This window comes from Cobetia sp. 2AS (assembly GCF_029846355.1).
Taxonomy (GTDB): Bacteria; Pseudomonadota; Gammaproteobacteria; order Pseudomonadales; family Halomonadaceae; genus Cobetia; species Cobetia amphilecti.
Genome location: NZ_JARWKQ010000004.1, coordinates 252,630 through 272,688, shown reverse-complemented (window position 1 = coordinate 272,688; position 20,059 = coordinate 252,630). Strand labels below are relative to the sequence as shown.

General features: G+C 63.0%; 18 protein-coding genes. 8 read left to right on the top strand and 10 right to left on the bottom strand.

The annotated features are described in order from the left end of the window. The first annotated feature begins 118 nt into the window (after positions 1-118). Both QD356_RS12950 and QD356_RS12945 read left to right on the top strand, forming a co-directional pair. Entirely contained in the window at positions 119-1,261 is a 1,143-nt protein-coding gene (locus QD356_RS12950) for a hypothetical protein (RefSeq protein WP_192837425.1), read from the top strand. A gap of 207 nt (positions 1,262-1,468) precedes the next feature. After that, positions 1,469-2,512, top strand: a complete 1,044-nt coding sequence (locus tag QD356_RS12945) for a quinone-dependent dihydroorotate dehydrogenase (protein ID WP_192837426.1) — start codon at positions 1,469-1,471, stop codon at positions 2,510-2,512. Positions 2,513-3,345: 833 nt separating this feature from the next. Here QD356_RS12945 and rmf read toward each other — a convergent pair. Continuing rightward, positions 3,346-3,555: a ribosome modulation factor gene (gene rmf / locus QD356_RS12940; protein WP_043334308.1), complete on the bottom strand. Its 210-nt coding sequence runs from the start codon at positions 3,553-3,555 to the stop codon at positions 3,346-3,348. Between the two features lie 487 nt (positions 3,556-4,042). Between rmf and rlmKL the strand changes: the two genes are divergently transcribed. Beyond that, positions 4,043-6,259, top strand: a complete 2,217-nt coding sequence (gene rlmKL / locus QD356_RS12935; protein WP_192837427.1) for a bifunctional 23S rRNA (guanine(2069)-N(7))-methyltransferase RlmK/23S rRNA (guanine(2445)-N(2))-methyltransferase RlmL — start codon at positions 4,043-4,045, stop codon at positions 6,257-6,259. Between the two features lie 3 nt (positions 6,260-6,262). After that, a complete protein-coding gene (locus QD356_RS12930; RefSeq protein ID WP_192837428.1) occupies positions 6,263-6,613 on the top strand; it encodes a glutaredoxin family protein in 351 nt (116 codons plus the stop codon). Between the two features lie 93 nt (positions 6,614-6,706). Here QD356_RS12930 and QD356_RS12925 read toward each other — a convergent pair whose 3' ends face one another. After that, positions 6,707-6,985: a WGR domain-containing protein gene (locus QD356_RS12925; RefSeq protein ID WP_043334304.1), complete on the bottom strand. Its 279-nt coding sequence runs from the start codon at positions 6,983-6,985 to the stop codon at positions 6,707-6,709. A gap of 211 nt (positions 6,986-7,196) precedes the next feature. On the opposite strand from QD356_RS12925, the gene pdxB reads away from it, so the two are divergent. Both pdxB and nhaC read left to right on the top strand, forming a co-directional pair. Next, positions 7,197-8,375 (top strand): 4-phosphoerythronate dehydrogenase PdxB, encoded by a 1,179-nt coding sequence (pdxB, locus tag QD356_RS12920; protein WP_192837429.1) that lies wholly within the window; start codon positions 7,197-7,199, stop codon positions 8,373-8,375. A 303-nt stretch (positions 8,376-8,678) separates the two neighbouring features. Further along, on the top strand, positions 8,679-10,235 hold the full coding sequence (gene nhaC / locus QD356_RS12915) for a Na+/H+ antiporter NhaC (RefSeq protein ID WP_192837430.1): 1,557 nt from the start codon (positions 8,679-8,681) through the stop codon (positions 10,233-10,235). Positions 10,236-10,333: 98 nt separating this feature from the next. Here the strand turns inward: nhaC and argE are convergent, their stop codons facing one another. The 5 genes from argE to QD356_RS12890 are packed head-to-tail and all read right to left on the bottom strand — an operon-like array spanning position 10,334 to position 14,592. Continuing rightward, positions 10,334-11,488, bottom strand: coding sequence for an acetylornithine deacetylase (argE, locus tag QD356_RS12910; RefSeq protein WP_225996292.1), 1,155 nt, complete (start codon positions 11,486-11,488; stop codon positions 10,334-10,336). 8 nt (positions 11,489-11,496) lie between these two features. Then, the gene (locus QD356_RS12905; protein ID WP_192837432.1) at positions 11,497-12,261 is read right to left on the bottom strand and encodes an ABC transporter permease subunit; all 765 of its coding nucleotides are present in this window, start codon (positions 12,259-12,261) and stop codon (positions 11,497-11,499) included. After that, positions 12,254-12,979, bottom strand: coding sequence for an ABC transporter permease subunit (locus QD356_RS12900; RefSeq protein WP_192837433.1), 726 nt, complete (start codon positions 12,977-12,979; stop codon positions 12,254-12,256). The genes QD356_RS12905 and QD356_RS12900 overlap by 8 nt, the downstream gene beginning before the upstream one ends. A gap of 44 nt (positions 12,980-13,023) precedes the next feature. After that, entirely contained in the window at positions 13,024-13,797 is a 774-nt protein-coding gene (locus QD356_RS12895) for a transporter substrate-binding domain-containing protein (protein ID WP_192837434.1), read from the bottom strand. A gap of 18 nt (positions 13,798-13,815) precedes the next feature. Further along, complete coding sequence (locus QD356_RS12890) at positions 13,816-14,592, bottom strand: amino acid ABC transporter ATP-binding protein (RefSeq protein WP_043334298.1); 777 nt, start codon at positions 14,590-14,592, stop codon at positions 13,816-13,818. A gap of 188 nt (positions 14,593-14,780) precedes the next feature. Here QD356_RS12890 and QD356_RS12885 point away from each other — a divergent pair, with 188 nt between their 5' ends. Beyond that, the gene (locus tag QD356_RS12885; protein WP_225996293.1) at positions 14,781-15,674 is read left to right on the top strand and encodes an arginine deiminase family protein; all 894 of its coding nucleotides are present in this window, start codon (positions 14,781-14,783) and stop codon (positions 15,672-15,674) included. A 10-nt stretch (positions 15,675-15,684) separates the two neighbouring features. After that, on the top strand, positions 15,685-16,308 hold the full coding sequence (locus QD356_RS12880) for a TetR family transcriptional regulator C-terminal domain-containing protein (protein ID WP_043334296.1): 624 nt from the start codon (positions 15,685-15,687) through the stop codon (positions 16,306-16,308). 112 nt (positions 16,309-16,420) lie between these two features. Here the strand turns inward: QD356_RS12880 and htpX are convergent, their stop codons facing one another. From htpX to ylqF, 3 genes are all read right to left on the bottom strand, one after another. Next, on the bottom strand, positions 16,421-17,320 hold the full coding sequence (gene htpX, locus QD356_RS12875) for a protease HtpX (protein ID WP_107336103.1): 900 nt from the start codon (positions 17,318-17,320) through the stop codon (positions 16,421-16,423). Positions 17,321-17,502: 182 nt separating this feature from the next. Continuing rightward, positions 17,503-18,741, bottom strand: coding sequence for a pyridoxal phosphate-dependent aminotransferase (locus tag QD356_RS12870; protein WP_043334294.1), 1,239 nt, complete (start codon positions 18,739-18,741; stop codon positions 17,503-17,505). Between the two features lie 239 nt (positions 18,742-18,980). Continuing rightward, positions 18,981-19,958 (bottom strand): ribosome biogenesis GTPase YlqF, encoded by a 978-nt coding sequence (ylqF, locus tag QD356_RS12865; protein WP_192837435.1) that lies wholly within the window; start codon positions 19,956-19,958, stop codon positions 18,981-18,983. Between the last annotated feature and the right edge of the window lie 101 nt (positions 19,959-20,059).

The following is a 20,059-nucleotide window of genomic DNA, read 5'->3' as shown; positions in this document are numbered from 1 at the left end:
CTGCAGACCCTGTTTTCAGTCCTTGATTTTCAGACCCTCATTTCAAGTCTCGGAGTCGCTGCGGCGCTCGCTGGAGGCTTCTGTTTTCAAAGCATCAGTACAACAAGGCAGAGACACCATGTCACATCGTGCATTACCCCTCGCCTGCGCCCTCGCGCTCGGCCTGTCCACTCTGGCCTCCCAGGCCGTGCTGGCCGATGGCAGCCCCGCTCAGCAGCGTGCAGAAGAAGCGGCAGGCAAGCTGGACATCTCCAAGTTCCTCAAGCCGCGCAGTGATGCCCACAGCCAGAACTTCCTGTTCGGCGGCACCAGCGTGCACCAGTTCACCATCAAGGAAGCCGGACGCTACGAGATCGATGGCGTCGCCAGTTTCGATGTGACCGACCCCTACACCATGAAAGCCACGCTCGAGAGTGAGCAGGGCGAGGTCGTGGCCACCGCAGAAGGTGACAGGGCCTCCGATGGCTTGAACATGAATACCGAGCTTGAGCCGGGCGTCTACAAGCTGCGTGTGCGCGCCGACAAGCTGGGGGCTGGCAAGTCGGGCGGCAACACCTATGAAATCAACGTCGCAGGCCTGAGCGAGAGTGGCGAGAAGCTGTCTGCCGAGGAAAGCGGCATCGAGACCGGCAACGGCCTGGTCTTCCTCGACACCGATGGCGATGGCCGTCGTACCGCCTTCGTCGATGCCAACGATGAAGTCGCGACCATCAAGCCGGCCACCGTTGCCGCCGCCGAACAGGCCGCCCGCGAGAAGAAGGCTGCCGAGACGGGCAATGCGGCAGCTGAAGGCGCTTCCGCCACAGGCGCCGCCGCTACGACTTCGGCAGCCGCGACTGCAGCAGCCGAGACGTCTGCCGCTGCTGCCACGACCGCTGCTGCCACGGGCAGTGCAGCCGTGACGGAAACCGAGGCCGAAGCGGAGCCGGATCGTCGTTTCGACGAGATCGTCACCGATGTGCGCATTCTCGAGAAGGGCGAGGTCATGACCTTCGATGTTGCGGACCGTGGCACCGTGACCATCGACAGCGAGACCTTCCCGGGCAGCGAAGGTACCTACAAGCTGCAGATGCGCCTGCTGGACGAGAGTGGCAACACCGTCGCCAGCGACAAGGGCGAAGGCTTCCAGGGCGACTTCCACCTCAAGACCGTGCTGGAACCGGGGCGTTACACCGTCTGGGTCAGCGGTCAGAAGTTCGGCTCCTCCATGCAGGGCGTCAACAACTACACCGTGCGCGTGCAGCAGCTCGACGTAAAGTGATCTGCAGGGCATGACTCCGACATAGTCGGGTGTGACACAAGGGCGGCCCAGCGGGTCGCCCTTTTTTGTTGCCCTGAGCATGAGCAATGCTATCGAAAGCAGCGCGAGCGTTCCGGCGCGCAGTGTCTGTCCCCGCGGGCTTCGGGTATACTTCGCGCCCAGCTATGCTGTCGTCACGACCCTGCCGCCCGCTGTCTGGAGATCATCATGTACTCGTTTGCTCGCTCGCTTCTCTTCAAGCTCGACCCGGAAACAGCTCATGGTGTGACGCTGAGTGCGCTGGACATGGCACATCGCCTCGGCATGGCGCGCGGTCTGGGCGGTGAAGCGCCGCGTGATCCGGTCTCGCTGATGGGGCTCGAATTCCCCAATCGCGTTGGCCTGGCGGCAGGTCTCGACAAGAATGCCGATCACCTCGATGCGCTTGCCGCTCTGGGCTTCGGCTTCGTGGAGGTCGGCACGGTGACGCCGAAAGGTCAGGACGGCAATCCGAAGCCGCGTCTGTTCCGGTTGCCGGAGCATCAGGCGATCATCAACCGCATGGGCTTCAACAATGCCGGGGTCGAGCATCTGGTAGGCAAGGTCAAGGCCAGCCAGGCGCGTGCTGCCTTTGGTGTCGTGCTGGGGATCAACATCGGCAAGAACCTGACCACGGCGGTGGATGATGCATTGAGCGACTATCTGGTCTGCCTCGATGCCGTGCATGCGCATGCCGACTACATCACCGCCAATATCTCGTCGCCCAATACCCCGGGGCTGCGCAATCTGCAGTTCGGTGATCATCTCAGCCAGCTGCTGGCCGGGCTTCGCCAGCGTTGCGATCAGCTCGATGCCGAGCGCGGCAGGAAGGTACCGCTGGTGATCAAGATCGCGCCCGACATGGACAGCGAGGAAATCCTGTTCGTGGCGCGGGCGTTGGCGGACAACGGCATCGATGGCGTCATCGCCACCAACACCACCATCGAGCGTACGGCGGTCGCGGGTAGCCCGCATGCGCAGGAGGCGGGCGGACTTTCCGGCGCCCCGGTGCGTGAATCATCGACGCGGGTGATCCGTGGCCTGCGTGAAGCGCTGCCGAACATGCCGATCATCGGTGTGGGCGGTATCACCGATGGCGAGAGTGCACGCGAGAAGATTGCCGCGGGGGCGGATCTGGTGCAGCTGTATTCCGGGCTGATCTATCGTGGCCCGGCATTGGTCGGCGAGTGTGCGCGCGCACTCGAGAAGGCCGATACCCTGATCAAGGTGTGATCCGGGCTGGGCTCAGCCGCAGCGTGATGCTGGCATCCTTCGTTCACGGCGCTTCAAGAGAGGGGCGAGTGGGGAAGGGCAGACACAGAAAAGCCGCCTCCTGACATCAGAAGGCGGCCTCGGTACCGGCGTGAATGATGATATGACAACGGCAGGGAAGTGATGCGTGATCTGCCGTTGTCGTGTTGGCTGCCATGTCCAGCCAGCGTGCACGATGCGAAGCGCTTTTGCCGTCAGAAACGGCGGTTGGGGGTTGGCCCCTTGAGCTCATCGGGTGCGTGGATGGTTGAAGCAGGCCTGGAAAGAACCTGCTGATGCAGTCAAGGTGAACGTTTGCCCGTGTCGTGCTCCGCGCTGGACCGTCGTCCTCGCAGGCCGTCGCCTGCTGCGCCTCCTCTTCTGGAGCCATACCACGATTGAAACGACACGAGCGCCAACATCTCGGCCTTTCAGGAAGTGAAGCGAGTCGGCCCCATTGCCTACTGCGTCTCTTGCCTGTCAGTGCCGCGCGTCATCAAGATAGAAATAAGGCGTTACCTCCCTGGTGATTTGACGTGTCGCTGGGCGACTTCCGTGGGATTTTCCGGGTGATGTCGCTAAACCGACTCACCGTGAACACCTCGAGTCCTCTCTGTACGTGCCATCCGACCCTGTAACATGTCAGGAGCCGGTGGCGTGATGCCGGAGAATCCGCTTGGGCAGCGCATCAGGCTGCGTCGGCGGGGTGAAAGGCGCCAGGCGCCGTATTGCCAGTGTCATTCCGTGACGTGCCGCTTTCCTGAAATGGGATGACCTCCTGGTCGCGGATGATGAACCTTGGCGTCATGCAGTGCTCAGCTGAGCACCATGGGGTTCTTGTGGATGCCGGAGACGCCGGTCATTCCCGACCATTGGTCCCCGCGGCCTTCACGCCAGCCGCTCATCCAGAATTCACGTAGATTGACATCGATACTGGGACAATCATCACGGGAACGGCCGGTGACACCAGCCTTGTAGCCGTGAACATAGGCACGCTGAAAGCGATCACGTTTCTGTCTCTTCATGGATGACCTCTAAGTGAGAACCCATCGGCACTGTGTGTCAGTGATGGCGAGACGTACCCGGCGAGACCTTGTCTGGCCGCGGTTGTCCTGCCATTGGACATGCCGAGTGAGAGAGTTGGCCGATGCCCTGTCGGGCACTGCCGGCCTCGTGCATCATCACCTCGCGTCGTTGGCCATTCTTGTCGGAAAAGGTCACGAGTGTGAGATGATGGAAGGTCTTGCCTGTATATGCTCGAGCGTGATGGTGAAAAAGCGACTGCCTTGCCGTGCCGGAAGTCCGATCTCCTGAGCGGCACAGGTAGGCTGCCCGAATGAGGCTCGTGTCCCTTGATCCTCTATTTCGCATGGCGTGTCACCTTTCCGAATTGCAGCTACACCTATAGTTTTTAGAACACTGCCTCTGGCTTGTCGACAGCCGTATAGGAATATCGCTAGTGCCAGAAGCCAACTCACAGGAATAAGTCCGGCACCTGCCGGTGAGAGATTCATGACTGATACGACCTCTGCGACTACACCCCGCGCGCCCAGCAACTCGCTCTCTACCTGGTTTGCGACCTGCCCGCGTGGCATCGAAACGCTGCTGGCCGATGAGCTGACGGCTCTGGGTGCCGAGGTGACTGGCACGACCGTCGCTGGCGTACACTTCAACGGTAGCCAGGAAACCGCCTACCGCACCATCCTGTGGTCGCGACTGGCCAACCGCATCATTCGTCTGCTCACTCGCGTGGGTGGCGTCGACACCGGCGAGCAACTGCGCAAGGCGAGTGCGGGTGTCGATTGGGCGATGGAATTGCCGGATCGTGCGTCCATCGCCGTCGATTTCCACGGAACATGGAAAGACATTCGGCACACCTTCTTCGGTGCCCAGACCGTCAAGGACGGCATCGTCGAGGCGATGTTCGAGGAAGGCCGCAACAAGCCGACCGTCGATGGCAAGAATGCAGATCTGCGCATCTACGCGCACCTGCACAATGGCTACATCACCCTGGGCATCGACCTCGTGGGGCGCAGTCTGCACCAGCGTGGCTACCGTCCTGATCTCGCGCATGCGCCGCTGAAGGAAAACCTGGCGGCGGCCCTGCTGATGCGGGCCGACTGGCCGGCGCGTGCGGCGCGTGGCGAGAGCCTGGTCGACCCGATGTGCGGTTCCGGCACGTTGCTGATCGAAGCGGCCTTGATGGCGGCGGATATCGCGCCGCAGTCGCTGAATCAGGACTTCGCCTGCCGCCACTGGGGGCGCCATGACGAGCGCATCTGGAAGGGCCTGTGGGAAGAGATGGAGCAGCGGGCCATTGCCGGGCGCCGCAAGGTCACCGCACGTCTGTTCGGGCGCGATCACAGCCCGCAGGCGATTTCTGCCGCGCGCTCCAACGCCATGCGTGCCGGTATTCCGGCGCTGATCGAGCTGGAAGGCGCCTCCGTCGCCGAGCTGACCTGCCCCGAGGGCGCCACCACTGGCCTGGTGATGACCAACCCGCCCTACGGTGAGCGTCTGGGCGAGCTGCCGGCACTGGTGCCGCTCTACGCAAGCCTCGGTGAGCGCATGAAGCGTCACTTCGGCGGCTGGACGCTGGGCATGTTCACCGGCAATCCGGATCTCGGCCACCGCCTCGGCCTGCGTGCGCATCGCCAGTACGCCTTCCGCAACGGTCAGCTCGACTGCAAGCTGTTGATGATCGATGTGGCGGCGCGTGAGCGTGCGGTCGATGAAGACAGCGTGGCCGAAGATGCCCGCAGTCAGCCCGCGCTGAGCGAGGGCGGCCAGATGTTCGCCAATCGCCTCAAGAAGAACCAGAAGTCCCTGGCGCGCTGGCTCAAGCAGAGCGGAACTACCTGTTATCGCCTCTACGATGCCGATATGCCGGAGTACGCGCTGGCCATCGATATCTATGGCCGTCACGTGCACGTGCAGGAATACACGCCGCCCAAGTCCGTGGATGCCAGTCAGGCGCAGCGCCGCCTGATGGATGCACTGGCGGCGATCCCGCAGGTGCTGGGCTGCTCGCCCAACGATATCCATATCAAGCAACGCACGCGTCAGGCGGGCAAGGCGCAGTACACGCGCCAGGACAGCTCCGGTCAGCGTATCGAGGTGCAGGAAGGCGATGCCAGGCTGTGGGTGAATCTCAAGGACTACCTGGATACCGGCCTGTTCCTGGATCACCGTCCGGTGCGCAAGCTGTTGGGCAAGGAAGCGGACGGCAAGCGGGTGCTCAATCTGTTCTGCTATACCGCGACGGCCACTGTGCATGCGGTGCTGGGCGGCGCGAGTGAGAGCGTCAGCGTCGACATGTCCAATACTTATCTGGACTGGGGGCGCGAGAACTTCAAGCTCAACGGCATCAGCGAGAAACGCCATCAGCTGGTGCGTGCCGACTGCCTGAAGTGGCTGGAGCGCTCCCGCGAGGAGTTCGACCTGATCTTCCTCGACCCGCCGACCTTCTCCAACTCCAAGAAGATGGAAGGCACCCTGGATATCCAGCGTGATCACGCGCGCCTGATCGACCTGGCGATGGCCAGTCTGGCGCCGGGCGGCACGCTGATCTTCTCCAACAACCATCGTCGCTTCGTGATGGATGACAGCGTCAGCCAGCACCATGTGGTGGAAGACCTGTCGCGCAAGCTGCTGGACCCGGACTTCAAGCGTCGCCCGGATATCCACCACGTCTTCCGCATCCGTCGCGCCAGCGATGTGAAGGGCTGAGCGATGGCCAGCGTCCCGATGTGGCTCTACACCACGGCGGGCTGTCATCTGTGCGCTCGGCTCGAAGCCACGCTGCAGGCGCTGGGGGCGGGTGTCACGCTCACGCGGGTCGAGATCGCCTTCGACACGCAGCTGAGCGAGCGTTACGCGACGCGCATCCCTGTACTGGCGAGCGCCTCGGGTGCTGAGTATTCGCTGGCCGATGGCGAAGAGGTGTTGCCGGAGTGGTTGCGCGCGCAGGGTGTCGAGAAGAGCCTCGAGCAGGGCGTTGAAATGACGCCCCCAGCCGAGCACGACTCAGCCACTGAGCCGCAGAGCCCCGCCCTGCGCAACGGGCGTCGCTTTCTGCGCTGAGCGGCGCAGACGTGTCGCGTGACGCTGGTGCAAAAAGACCGCCGCTACCTCAGGGTAGCGGCGGTCTTTTCGTGTCCGGCACTGTGCTGCGTACTAGCTCTCCAGCAGCGACATCTGGCGCATGGCGTCTTCGGCTTCCGGGCTATCGGCCGTGGCCTCCAGCACCTTGGTGTAGCCGCGTGAGGCCTGGATGTGGGCGAGGTCGCTGACCCAGGTCATGGCCTGCTCGTGGCTTTCGGCGAGATCGTGCTTCAATCCGCCGAACTGGGTGCCAATCTGGCCCCATGAGCGGCTGACGATCCAGTCGCCGAACATGTCCTGATGCACATGGACCAGAACGTAATCGTGGTGGCTTTCCCAGCGGATGATCACGCGTGACTCCCGAGGCGAAACGATGGTGGCTGGACTCAATCATGAGCTTGTGACGCCCGTTGCGTGCGCCTAAGATGGCACGGCGGCGGGCAAGCAAGCATACCATTGTAATCTTCACGTGCCTTGCGGCAAGGTGTGAAGTCACTCAGGCGCTCATGCTGGCCCGTGAAACCGCAGCGACACTCATTGCCACAGCAAGGAAAGGCAACAGATGCACATCATCGTGGACGATAACGTCCCTCTGGCAGAGGAATTCTTCTCCGAACTGGGAGAGGTGACCTGCATGCCGACTCGCGAGATCACCAATGCCGTCCTCAAGGACGTCGACATGCTGATCTGTCGCTCTACCTTGCGCGTGGATCAGGCGCTGTTGGAAGGAACGCGGGTGCGCTTCGTCGGCTCGCCGATCATCGGCACCGACCATGCCGATCTCGAATGGCTCGCGGCCAACGATATCCACTTCACCAACGCGCCGGGCTGCAATGCCGACTCGGTGGTGGATTACGTGCTGTCGTCGCTGTGGCATCTGGCCGAGCAGGAAGGGCTGGATCTGCAGCTGGACCGCCGCTTCGGCGTGGTCGGGGCCGGTCAGGTCGGGTCACGGCTGGTCAAGCGTCTCGAGTCGCTGGGGGCCGAGGTGCTGGTCTGTGACCCGCCGCGCGCCGCGCTTGAGGGCCAGAGCGATGAGCGCCTCGAGAAGTCTCGCTTCGTGGACCTCGATGAGCTGGTCGCCGAGTGTGATGTCATCTGCGTGCACACCCCGATGGTCACCGGTGGCGAGCATCCGACCCATCATCTGATCAATGCCGAGCGCATCCGCGCCATGAAGCCCGGCAGCGTGCTGCTGAGTGCCGGCCGCGGTGGCTGTGTCGATACCGCGGCGCTCAAGCAGCGCCTCAAGGAGCAGGCTGATCTGCTGACCGTGCTGGATGTGTGGGAAAACGAGCCGGATATCGATGCCGAGCTGGCCGCACTGGTGGACATCGCCACGCCGCACATCGCCGGGCATAGCCTGGATGGCAAGATGCAGGGCACCGAGATCATCTATCAGCAGGCCTGCCGTCACTTCGGACTGCCGGCGCGCCGCAAGCTGGGTCAGCTCAAGCCGGACCCGTGGCTGCGCAAGCTGGTGCTGACGGGCTGGGCGCCGCCGGAAGAGGCGCTGGGGCTCTGCGTGCGCGCCTGCTATGACGTGCGCCGCGATGCGCTGGGCCTGCGTCGCTATCAGCGTCGGTTCGGCAATGCCGAGGGCTTCGTGCGTTATCGACGGGAATATCCGCTGCGTCGCGAGTTCTCCACGCTGCGCGTCGAGCTCAAGAAGAATGCCCGCGAACTGCGTGAGGTACTCGAGGGCTTCGGCTTCTCCCGCGTCAAGCTGGTCAGCAAATGATCACGGCGTGACTCGCAAGCCGCCCTGGAACGCCCCTGTCAGCCCTGCTGGCGGGGGCGTTCGCATTGTGGAGGTCGCTTGATGGACGACGACCTTGCCGCATGCCTGAATCCTTGACCGTTTCGGTCTTCGACCTTGGTCGATATAATGCGACCCAGATCGCCTGGCGACACGCGCCGGGGCTGGCCTTGACGGCATGCCCCGCCTGACGCTGCGGCGTTGCTCCCCATTCTCCGTGTCTTCTGCCATGCCCGTCACCACGCGGCGTGTCGGCGTCCTCATTTCTTGAAGATGGTGTCTTGAATGCAACAACACCCTGATAACTCTGCTGAGGACAGCGGCTATCGTCCGCCTTCTCTGCTGGATGCCCTGATTCCCATCGTGCTGGTCATCGCCATGCTGGTGCTGGCGGTGGTGCTGTTCGGTGCCGATGCCTCCTGGGGGCCCAATCAGGTCGCGCTGCTGTCCGGCGCGATGATCGCGGGTCTGATCGGTCTCAAGAACGGCTATCGCTGGAGCGATATCGAAGAGGGGATCAACAAGGGCATCCAGATCTCGCTGGGTGCGATCCTGATCCTGCTGGCGGTCGGCGCGATGATCGGCACCTGGATTCTCGGTGGCACCGTGCCGGCGATGATCTACTACGGTCTGGACGTGATCGCGCCACAGTATTTCTATGCCTCCGCCTGTCTGCTGTGCGCGCTGGTGGCGCTGTCGGTGGGCAGCTCGTGGACGGTCGCCGGTACCATCGGCATCGGCCTGATCGGTATCGCTGATGGCCTGGGGCTGTCCGAGGCGATCACCGCCGGCGCGGTGATTTCCGGGGCCTACTTCGGTGACAAGCTCTCGCCGCTGTCCGATACCACCAATCTGGCGCCGGCAGCGGCCGGCACCACGCTGTTCGCGCATATTCGTCACATGCTGTGGACAACCGTGCCCAGCATCCTGCTCGCGCTGGCAGGCTTTCTGTGGCTCGGCCATGACTCCGTCTCCAGCCTGCAGACGCCGGAACAGGTCGCCAATCTGCGTGCCCAGCTGGGCGAGCAGTTCAACATCGGCCTGCACCTGCTGATTCCGCTCCTGGTGCTGCTGGTGATGGCCGTGCGTCAGATGCCCGCCTTCCCGGCCATCTTCATCGGCGCGGCGTTGGGCGCCGTCTTCGCGGTCATCTTCCAGCCGCAGGCGGTGGTGGGGTTGGCAAGCGTCACTGACATGTCCACCGCCATGGCGCTGCTCAAGGGGGTGTGGATGTCGATGTTCGATGGCTATGTCTCCCACAGCGGTGATGAGGTGATCGACTCGCTGCTCTCCAAGGGCGGCATGAGCAGCATGCTCAACACCGTGTGGCTGATCCTGTCGGCGATGACCTTCGGCGGCGTGATCGAACGCCTCGGCCTGCTGGAGCGTCTGGTGCAGAGCCTTCTGGGCGCGACACGCAACGCCGGTTCGCTGGTCATCACCACGCTGGGCACCTGCCTGGCCTCCAACGTGGTGACCGGGGATCAGTACATCTCGGTCATCCTGCCGGGGCGCATGTATCGCGCCGAGTTCCGTCGCCGCCGCCTGGCGCCGGTCAACCTGTCACGCGCGCTGGAAGACTCCGGCACCATCACCTCGCCGCTGATCCCCTGGAACAGCTGCGGTGCCTACATGGCGGCTACCCTGGGCGTCGCGACCTTGAGCTACCTGCCCTTTGCACTGTTCAATCTGATCAATCTGGCGCTGGCGGTGGCCTACGCCATGGTCGGCTTCAAGCTGGAGCGCCTTGAGGAGGGCGAGGGGGATGAAGGCGTGGAGCCGACGCCGCTGGCCGAGTCACTGGTGCTGGATACGCCCCACGAGACCTCGGAGTCACGCTGACTCGATCCTGAGGGATAGACAAAAAAAGCCCGCCACGTGGATCACGTGGCGGGCTTTTTTGCGGCTCAAGGTCAGGGCGAAGCCGTTCATCTCAGCGCTCAATCCGCGCACTGGTGCTGCATGAGGCGCGCGAGGAAGTCACGGTATCGCTCAAGTTCCGCCATCTCGATGTATTCGTCTGCCTTGTGGGCCTGCGCGATGGAGCCCGGCCCACACACGACGGTGGAGAAGCCGCGATCCTGGAACCAGCCCGCTTCCGAGCAGAAGCCGACGCCACAGCGTTCACTCTGTCCCGTCAGGGCGAAGGCCAGCGCCTCTGCCTTGCCGTCGGGTTCCGGGGTGAGTGCCGGCACCGAGGCATAGTCCTCCAGTGTCTGGATGCGGCAGTCGGCTGAATGCTGCTGCATCTCGCGAGCCAGTTGTGCGGTGAAGTCATCGAAGCGTGCACGCACCGCGTCAGGCGGGTCACTGGGCAGATTGCGCAGCTCCCAATGCAGACGAGCGTCCTTGGCAATGATATTGGGGGCATTGCCGCCCTGCATGGCGCTGACGTGCAGGGTGGAATAGGGCGGCTCGAACAGCTCTCCCCGGGTGGCATTGGTGCGTAGCTCGTTTGCCGTGCGCTCGAATTCCGAGATGATGCGCGCGGCGTAGAAGGTGGCCGAGACGCCAAGGTCTGGCCGGCTCGAATGGGCCGGGACGCCCGTCACCTCCGTGCGCCAGGAGTGCACGCCCTTGTGCGCTGACACCACTCGGCCTTGCGTCGGCTCGCCGATGATGACGGCGGCGACCTCGGGCAGTGTCTCGCGCATGTGGTCGATCAGCGGCAGGCAGCCCATGCAGGTGCTTTCTTCGTCATAGGAGAAGGCGAGATGGATCGGCCGCTTGAGAGGCGATGCGAGAAACTGCGGCACCATCGCCAGACACAGCGCGATGAAGCCCTTCATGTCCACCGAGCCGCGACCGTACAGGCGCCCCTCCTTGAGCGTGGCCTGGTACGGGTCCTGCGACCAGGTCTGCCCCGTGACGGGCACGGTGTCGGTGTGACCGGAAAGCACCACGCCCCCGGCGACAGGCGGCCCTATCGTCGCCAGCAGTGAGGCCTTGTCGCCTTCGGCATTCGGCAGCACGGTCGCCTGGATGCCGTGCTCGGCCAGCAGGTCACGCACGAAGTGGATCAGCCCCAGATTGGAGCGGTCCGACGTGGTATCGAAGGCGATGAGGCGAGTGAGGATATCGAGGGTGCGTTGCATGTCAGGCCTCATGATGCGTGGCGTTTCTCGAGTGTGCGAAAGCCGAGGGTGATCAGTCCCGCGATGACGAGATAGATCAAGGCCATCAGCAGCAGCGGCTCGTAGACGATATAGGTTTCCTGGCGGATACGCCCGAAGACGGCATAGGTATCGATGGCGGAAATGGTCGCGACCAGTGGCGTCGCCTTGAGCTGGATGATCAGCTCGCCATTCAGCGTGGGCAATACCCGTTGTACGGCTCTGGGCAGCCAGATGCGCCGGAGAATGCTGAAGGGAGACATGCCCAGCGAGCGAGCCGCTTCAAGTTCGCCGCGCGGTACGCCGGCAAAGGCGCCGCGCATGATCTCGCCTTCATAACCCGCGAACGACAGGGTCAAGGCACAGAAGGCGTAGATCCACGGATCTGCCAGCACCGGCCACAACCAGCTGCCACGCAAGCCGGGGATATACGGAAACAGAGACCCCAGTCCGTAGTAGAGAATCCACAGCTGCAGCAGCAATGGGGTACCGCGAATCAGATTGCAGAACCCTCGCGCCAGCCACGCCAGCGGACGCGGCCCACGTGCCTGTGCCAGCCCCAGCGGGATGGCCAGCAGGAAGCCCGCCACACTGGTGGAGACCAGCAGCAAGAGCGTCAGCAGTATGCCTTTGCCGATCTCGCCGCGGTACTGGGCGACCCAGTCCCAGTGCATCTGGGTGCCGATCGCCACCAGGATGGCGACGACAATCACGATCAGGACGAGGCGATGGGGCGGAAGTCTGGGCTCAGCCATGGTGGGCCCCCTTGTCCATGCGACGCTCCAGTGTCTTGAACAGCAGGTTGGAGGCAAGCGATACGATCAGATAGAGCCCCCCCGCGGCGCCGAGGAACAGCAGGTAATGGCGGGTGGAGCCGGCCGCCTGACGCGAGGCCAGTGTCAGTTCCGTGAAGCCCACGACCGCCAGCAGTGCGGTGTCCTTGGTCGCGATCAGCCATAGATTGGAGAGGCCCGGCAGGGCGCCTGGCAGCAACAATGGCAGCGTGATGCGGCGCAGGATGGTGAAGGGCGCCATGCCATGCGCCAGTGCGGCCTCATGCATTCCCTTGGGGATGGCATTGATGGCACCGCGGATGACTTCGGTGGCATAGGCGCCCTGCACCAGAGCGATGACGGCCACTCCGGCGACGAAGGGGCTGATCTCGAGGGGGCCGAGGCCGACGGCGCTCGCCAGATGGTTCAGGGCATCGGGCGCCGCGAAATACACCAGCAGGATCAGTACCAGCTCGGGAACCGCGCGTATCACCGTCGTATAGCCGGTGAGCAGATCCCGGGTGACGGGGCCACCCGAGATCTTGCCCGCAGCGCCCGCCATGCCGATCACCAGGCCAATCAGATAGCCGCTCGCCGCTACCTGCAGCGATAGCACCAGACCATCCAGCAGAGCGCCTCCCCAGCCCGGCGGCGTCAGCGACAGCAGCTCGCCGATGCTCATGTTGCGATAGTCAGCCATGCAATTTCCTCATGCGGTATGGCGAAGTCGAGACGAGGGCGGCTTCAATCTCCGTAGATGTCGAAGTCGAAGTACTGCTTGCTGATCTCGTCATAACGCCCGCTGGCACGAATCTCGGCGATACCGGCATTCAGGCGCTCCAGCAGCTCTTTGTCTCCCTTGCGCACGCCGAATCCAACGCCGGACCCCAGGATGCTCTCGTCGTGCGCGACATTGCCCTTCATGTCACAGCACAGTTCGCCATCGTCGCTCGCGAGATAGTCATCCAGCACGAGGATGTCGGCCAGGGTGGCATCGATGCGTCCGGCGAACAGGTCCTGATTGGCCTCATCCTGGGTCTGGTATTCACGCACTCGAGTGTCGGGGAAGTGGCGCTTGGCATAGGTCTGATGAATGGAGGCCGACTGCACACCCAGTGTCTTGCCGGCCAGTCCTTCTGGCGTCGGTGTGATCTCGTCGCCCTTGGCACCCATGACGGCAGCGCTGGTCTGGTAGTACTTGTCCGAGAAGTCGATGACCTTGCGGCGCTGCTCGGTGATGGAGAGTGAAGCGGCGATCGCATCGATCTTGCGCGTGGTCAGCGCCGGAATCAGGCCATCCCAGGAGGAGGTGACAATCTCGCACTCAAGCTCTGCCGCGGCGCAGACGGCATTGGCGATATCGACTTCCCAGCCGGTCACGCTGCCATCGGACTCCAGGGTGGCGAACGGCGGGTAGGGCTCGCTGGCGAAGCCGACACGTACGACGTCGGCCTGGGCTACGGTGCTCAGGGTCAGGGCGATGGCGCCGAGAGATGCGATAGCGGACAGGGTTTTCATTGTTGGTCTTCTCCTGGTTCAGGTAATCGAGCCGATGAACTGCTTGAGGCGCTCGGAAGAGGGGGAGCGGAATATCTGGTCGGGGGTGCCCTGGGCCTCGATGTTGCCCTGGTCGAGGAAGATGACCTTGTTCGCGACATCAGCGGCGAACTTCATCTCATGGGTGACGATGACCATGGTGCGTCCTTCGGCAGCCAGATCGCGCATCACCTCGAGCACCTCGCCGACAAGTTCGGGGTCCAGTGCCGAGGTCGGTTCATCGAAGAGCAGCACCTCCGGCGACATGGCCAGGGCTCTGGCGATGGCGCCACGTTGCTGTTGGCCGCCGGAAAGCGTCCTCGGGTTGGCCTGGCGGTGGGAGTACAGCCCGACGCGCTCCAGCAGCTGGTGAGCATGCTCCCGAGCTTCTGCGCGGGACTGACCGAGCACCTGCATCGGCGCTTCCATGAGGTTCGCTTCGAGGCTCATGTGAGGCCAGAGATTGAAGTTCTGGAAGACCATCGCCAGGCGAGCTCGCAGCAGACGCAGCTGTCGGCGATTGACGGGCTCGAGTCGCTGGCCACGCCGCCGCAGCGCCACGTCCTCGCCCAGCAGACGCAAGGACCCGTCGCTGGGTGTCTCGAGCAGGTTGATGCAGCGCAGCAGGGTGGACTTGCCCGAGCCGCTGCTGCCGATCAATGAGATCACGTCACCACGCTGGGCAGTGAGGTCGATGCCCTTGAGGACTTCGCGTCCAGCAAAGGATTTCCAGAGTCCGCGAATGTCGATGACGGCATCGTCATTCGTATCGGTCATCGGGGTGACAGGAGAGTGAGGCACGCGCGAGTCCTCTGATTGATCTTGTTGTTATGCACTCGGCTACTGACTATGCAGTTGCATAAAGTCATGTGCCTGTATAAAACTATGCATATGTATAAAAATTATGCATCTGTATAACATTCGAGTCAATTGCGACTGACAGACCATCAAATGAGGTTTCCTCCATGTCGAATACCCCCGTCTCCTCCCGGTTCGGTTGCCACTCAATGGCCGCTCCAATGACGCGTGTCCTGATGCGTCGTCCTGGCGACAGCCTGCGCAATGCCGATCCGGCGGTCTGGCATTACAACCACTACTTCAATGCCGAGAAAGCCATCAGTCAGTACCAGGCCCTGGTCGAGATGGTGGAGGAGAGCGGTGCCGAGATCGTCTGGATGGAGGACACCAATGACGGGCTGTCAGATGCCATGTTCACCCGCGATGCCTCGGTGGTGACGCGTGCCGGCGCCGTGCTGTTCCAGATGGGCAAGCCGCTGCGCAAGGACGAACCGAATCGGCATGGTCAGGTCTATGAGCAGGCCGGTATTCCGGTCATCGGTCGCCTGGAAGGTGAGGCGGCCATCGAGGGGGGCGACACCCTGTGGCTGGATGAGAACACCCTTGTCGTCGGCATGGGCTTCCGCTCCAATCGGGAGGGCGTGCGTCAGCTCAACGCGCTGCTCAATCCGCATGGTATCGAGGTGCTGGGCTTCGACCTGCCCGTCTGGGAGGGCGAGGCGGCCTGCCTGCATCTGATGTCGGTTATCTCGCCGCTGGCGGATGACACCTATCTGGTACATCCCAAGTTGATCCCTGCTGCACTCTGGACCTTGATGAAAGCGCGCGGTATCCGCTTCGTGATTGCCCCGGAAGAGGAGTTCCACCAGTCGCTGGGCCTGAGTCTCAATGTCATGCCGTTGGCGCCGAACGATTGCGTGATGATCGATGGCTTCCCCGGCACGCGTGCCGTGATGGAAGCCGCCGGCGTGCGTGTGCGCACTTTTGAAGGTGACGCCCTGTGCATGGCGTGCGAAGGTGGCCCCACCTGCCTGACCAATCCGATTCTGCGCGAGGGGTAATTCACGTTCCATGGCCAGTCGTCGAGACAACAATGCCCGAGAGGATGACCTGATCGAAGCGACCCTGACCTGCATTGCCAGCGAGGGAATCTCGCGCACGACAGTGCGGCGTGTCGCCGAATATGCTGGTGTCTCGAATGGGTTGATCCGCTTCTATTTCGAAGGCAAGGACAACATGCTCTACGCGGCCTATCGCCGCTTTCTGGAGCGCCTGCTGTCCGATGCCTCCGACACGATAGAAGGGCGAGAGCTGGCACCTCATGCAAGGTTGAAGGCCTTTCTTGAGGCCAATCTGTCACCGCCGATCGTGACGCCGCAGACATTGTTGCTGTGGGCCAACTTTCTGCCGCTCACCTATGGCGACCCTCGCATGGCCGAGATTCGCCGTGAGGCCTATCGCGAAACGACCGAGCTGTTCCGTCATCTGGTGGAGGACGTTCTGGTGGCGGAAGGGCGTCAGGAAGATGAGACCCGGCTGCAGCATCTGACCATCGCGCTCAACGGGCTGGTCGATGGCCTGTGGATCGAGGGCGCCCTGCGGGGTGACTCGCTGAACGTGGGCGAGATGCAACAGATCGGCCTCGACGCTGCCGTGAATCTGCTGGGGCTGTCGGGGTGGGAAGCATTGGCGTGAGGGGCGGCATGTCGAGCGGCGCCCACTGACAGAAAAGCCCGCCATGTGGATCACGTGGCGGGCTTTTTTGCTGTCTGCAGAGGGAGTTCAGTCCGTGCAGGATTGGGGGAGCTTACTTGTAGGCAGCGGCCTTGAGCGCAGCGATACGGTCATCCAGCGGCGGGTGGCTGGCGAACAGTTGTTCCATCAGCTTGCGGCTCTTGCCGGTGGTGATGGCGAAGGCGGTCATGGTGTCGGGCATCTGGTCCGGCAGCTCATGTTCCTGCTTGAGGCGAGCCAGGGCGTTGATCATCGAGCCGCTGCCCGCCAGGCCTGCGCCTGCGGCATCGGCACGGTATTCGCGCCAGCGCGAGAACCAGGCGACGATCATCGAGGCCACCAGGCCCAGCACCATTTCCAGCACGAACACGACCGCCATGTAGCCGAAGAAGCCCAGGCCGCCGTTCTCGTCATCGCGCTTGAGGAAGGCGTCGATGGCGTGTGCGGCGATACGCGCGAAGAACATCACGAAGGTGTTCACCACGCCCTGGATCAGCGTCAGCGTCACCATGTCGCCGTTGGCGACGTGGCCGATCTCGTGCGCCAGCACGGCGCGCACTTCCTCGGGGCGCATGCGATTGAGCAGGCCGGCCGAGACGGCGACCAGCGCATCATTGCGGTTCCAGCCGGTAGCGAAGGCATTGGATTGCTGCGCCGGGAAGATGCCGACTTCCGGCATCTTGATGCCAGCGTCGCGCGCCAGTTCACCGACGGTGTCCAGCAGCCAGCGCTCGGTGTCGTTCTGCGGCTGTTCGATGATCACGGTGCCGGTCGAGGACTTGGCCATCGTCTTGGACAGGAACAGCGAGATCACGGAACCGGCCATGCCGATGATGAAGCAGAAGATCAGCAGCGCCGTGTAGTTGATGCCGTTGGCTTCCATGTAGCCATCGAAGCCCAGCAGGCGCAGCGTGACACTGGCCAGCAGCACCACCGCCAGGTTGGTGATCAGGAAAAGGGCTATCCGCATCATGGGGTCAGGTCTCCAATGCCAATATATCGGTAGGGCGCAATTATCTGCCCGCGATACTGACAGTGAGATGAATCACTGGCGGTGGAGCGGGCAGAATTTGCGTCGACAGTCTGCAAGGACAGCAAGGTATCACCACTGGAGGCGACCTGCGTAGCCCCTTGGTCGCGGGGGCTGGGCCGACGTCAGGCCTTGCGACGTCGCGCCAGGAAGCGGCCGAGGCGTTCGATGGCTTCTTCCAGCTGGTCGGCGTAGGGCAGGGTGACGATGCGCAGGTGGTCCGGATTCGGCCAGTTGAAGGCGGTGCCCTGCACCAGCAGCATCTTCTCTTCCAGCAACAGCTCCAGCACCATCTGCTGGTCGTCCTCGAAGGGATACATCTCGGGGTCGAGCCGCGGGAACATGTAGAGCGCGCCCTTGGGCTTCACGCAGCTGACGCCGGGAATCTCGTTGAGCTTCTTCCAGGCCGCGTCACGCTGGGCCAGCAGGCGTCCGCCCGGCAGTACCAGATCATTGATCGACTGATAGCCGCCGAGCGCCGTCTGAATGGCGTGCTGCGCCGGCACATTGGCGCACAGGCGCATGCTGGCCAGCATGTCGAGGCCGGAGATGAAGTCGGCCGCCGGGCGCTTGTCGCCGGAGAGAATCATCCAGCCGGAGCGGAAGCCCGCGCAGCGGTAGCTCTTGGACAGGCCGTTCATGGTCACGACCAGCAGGTCATCGGCCAGCGCGCCGGTGGAGACGTGCTCGGTACCGTCATAGAGGATCTTGTCGTAGATCTCGTCAGAGAACACCACCAGACCGAATTCGCGCGCGACCTGCAGGATGTCCTTCACCACCGCGGGCGGGTAGACCGCGCCGGTCGGGTTGTTCGGGTTGATCAGCACGATGCCCTTGGTGTGGCTGGTCACCTTGGCGCGGATGTCCTCGATGGAGGGGGCCCAGTCCTGCGCTTCGTCACACAGATAGTGTACGGCGCGACCACCGGCCAGGTTGGCGGCAGCAGTCCATAGCGGGTAATCCGGCGCCGGCACCAGCAGCTCGTCGCCATCATCAAGCAATGCCTGCATGGCCAGCACGATCAGCTCCGAGACGCCGTTGCCGACGTAGATGTCCTCGATCCCGACACCCTGGATATCCTTGCGCTGGCACTCCTGCATGATCGCCTTGCGCGCAGAGTAAAGCCCCTTGGAATCACAATAGCCCTGCGCTGTCGGCAGGTTGCGCATCACGTCCTGCAGAATCTCTTCCGGTGCCTCGAAGCCGAAGGGCGCCGGGTTGCCGATATTGAGCTTGAGAATGCGATGGCCCTCGTCCTCGAGACGCTTGGCGTGTTCGAGAACCGGCCCGCGAATGTCATAGCAGACGTTGTCCAGCTTGTGTGACTTGCGAATTTCGCGGGGCTTTCTTTGCTCGGTATCCATGATGCTTTCCGTAGATCTCCGTCACGTAAGGTGTAGGGGCGAGCGTCCAGCATATCGCGGCGCTGGCCTGCCGCGCCACGGCCAAGGGCCAATAGCGTGGTTAAATTTGTGGTTTGAGATGTTCAGGCAGAAAAAAAATCCCGCCAGAGGTTTTCTGGCGGGATTTTCAACTGGCATTCAAGCGCCTCCCGCGGGCGGGAGTCAGGCGAGAGTCGCGTTAGCGCCTTGTTCTGGTAGCGTTATTCGCTCTCTTGCTCACGCGTTTCGGCTCCATCTTCCGTCTCGCCACTGGCTTCCGGCACCGGCTCGGCAGGAATGTCGGCGGGTGTTTCCAGTGTCAGGCGCCCAAGCTTGCCGTCGCGCAGTTCATGCAGCAGTACCTCGGCACCGCGGTGCAGGTCGATGATGCCACCGGCACGCAGGCCACCGCGCTTGCTGGCGATCTCTTCCAGAATCGCGACCCCATTGAAGCCGGACAGCGCCATCAGATCGACCTTGCGCGGACCATCACTCTCGACTCGCTCGGCGTCAGGGTTGGCGCTGTAGGCCGGCAGTGACTTCAGCTTGTAGCGTGCGGTCAGCTCCGCGGGGTAGCGCTTGGCCAGCTCGGCCGCGACGATCACCGCCACATCGGTGTAATCGATGGCGGTGTCACGGATCGCGCCACTGCCGGCCAGACGATAGGCGCTGGCCTGGTCCTCGATCTTCGGCCACATCACCCCGGGGGTATCGATCAGGGCGATGCCACCGTCGATGCGAATCTTCTGCTGGCGCTTGGTGACGGCGGGCTCGTTGCCGGTCTTGGCGATCTTGCGACCCGCCAGGCCATTGATCAGCGTCGACTTGCCGACGTTGGGGATGCCCATCACCATCACGCGCGCATCACGATCGACGCGGATATGACCGGCCATCTCGCGGCACAGTCGCGGGATCTGCTTGAGATCACGCGCCTCAAGCGTGGTGATCGCCAGTGCACGGGTGTTGGGCAGGGCATCGAAATACTCGACCCACTCGCGCGTGCGTGCCGGGTCCGCCAGATCGGCGCGAGACAGCAGCTTGAGTACCGGCTTGTGGCGGGTCAGTTCGGACAGCACCGGATTGGTGCTGGAGTAGGGGAGGCGGGCATCGAGGACTTCGATGACCACGTCGATCTCGGGCAGCGCGTCCTTTATCTGACGGCGTGCCTTGTGCATATGTCCCGGATACCAGCCCAGCATGTCGCTTCTCTCCTGCCGTCAGGGGTATGACGGTTGTTCTGTCACCTCTGTCCTGCCTCCTTACTTCCCGCATGCCAGGAAAGGCGCTCATCCATCAGGGA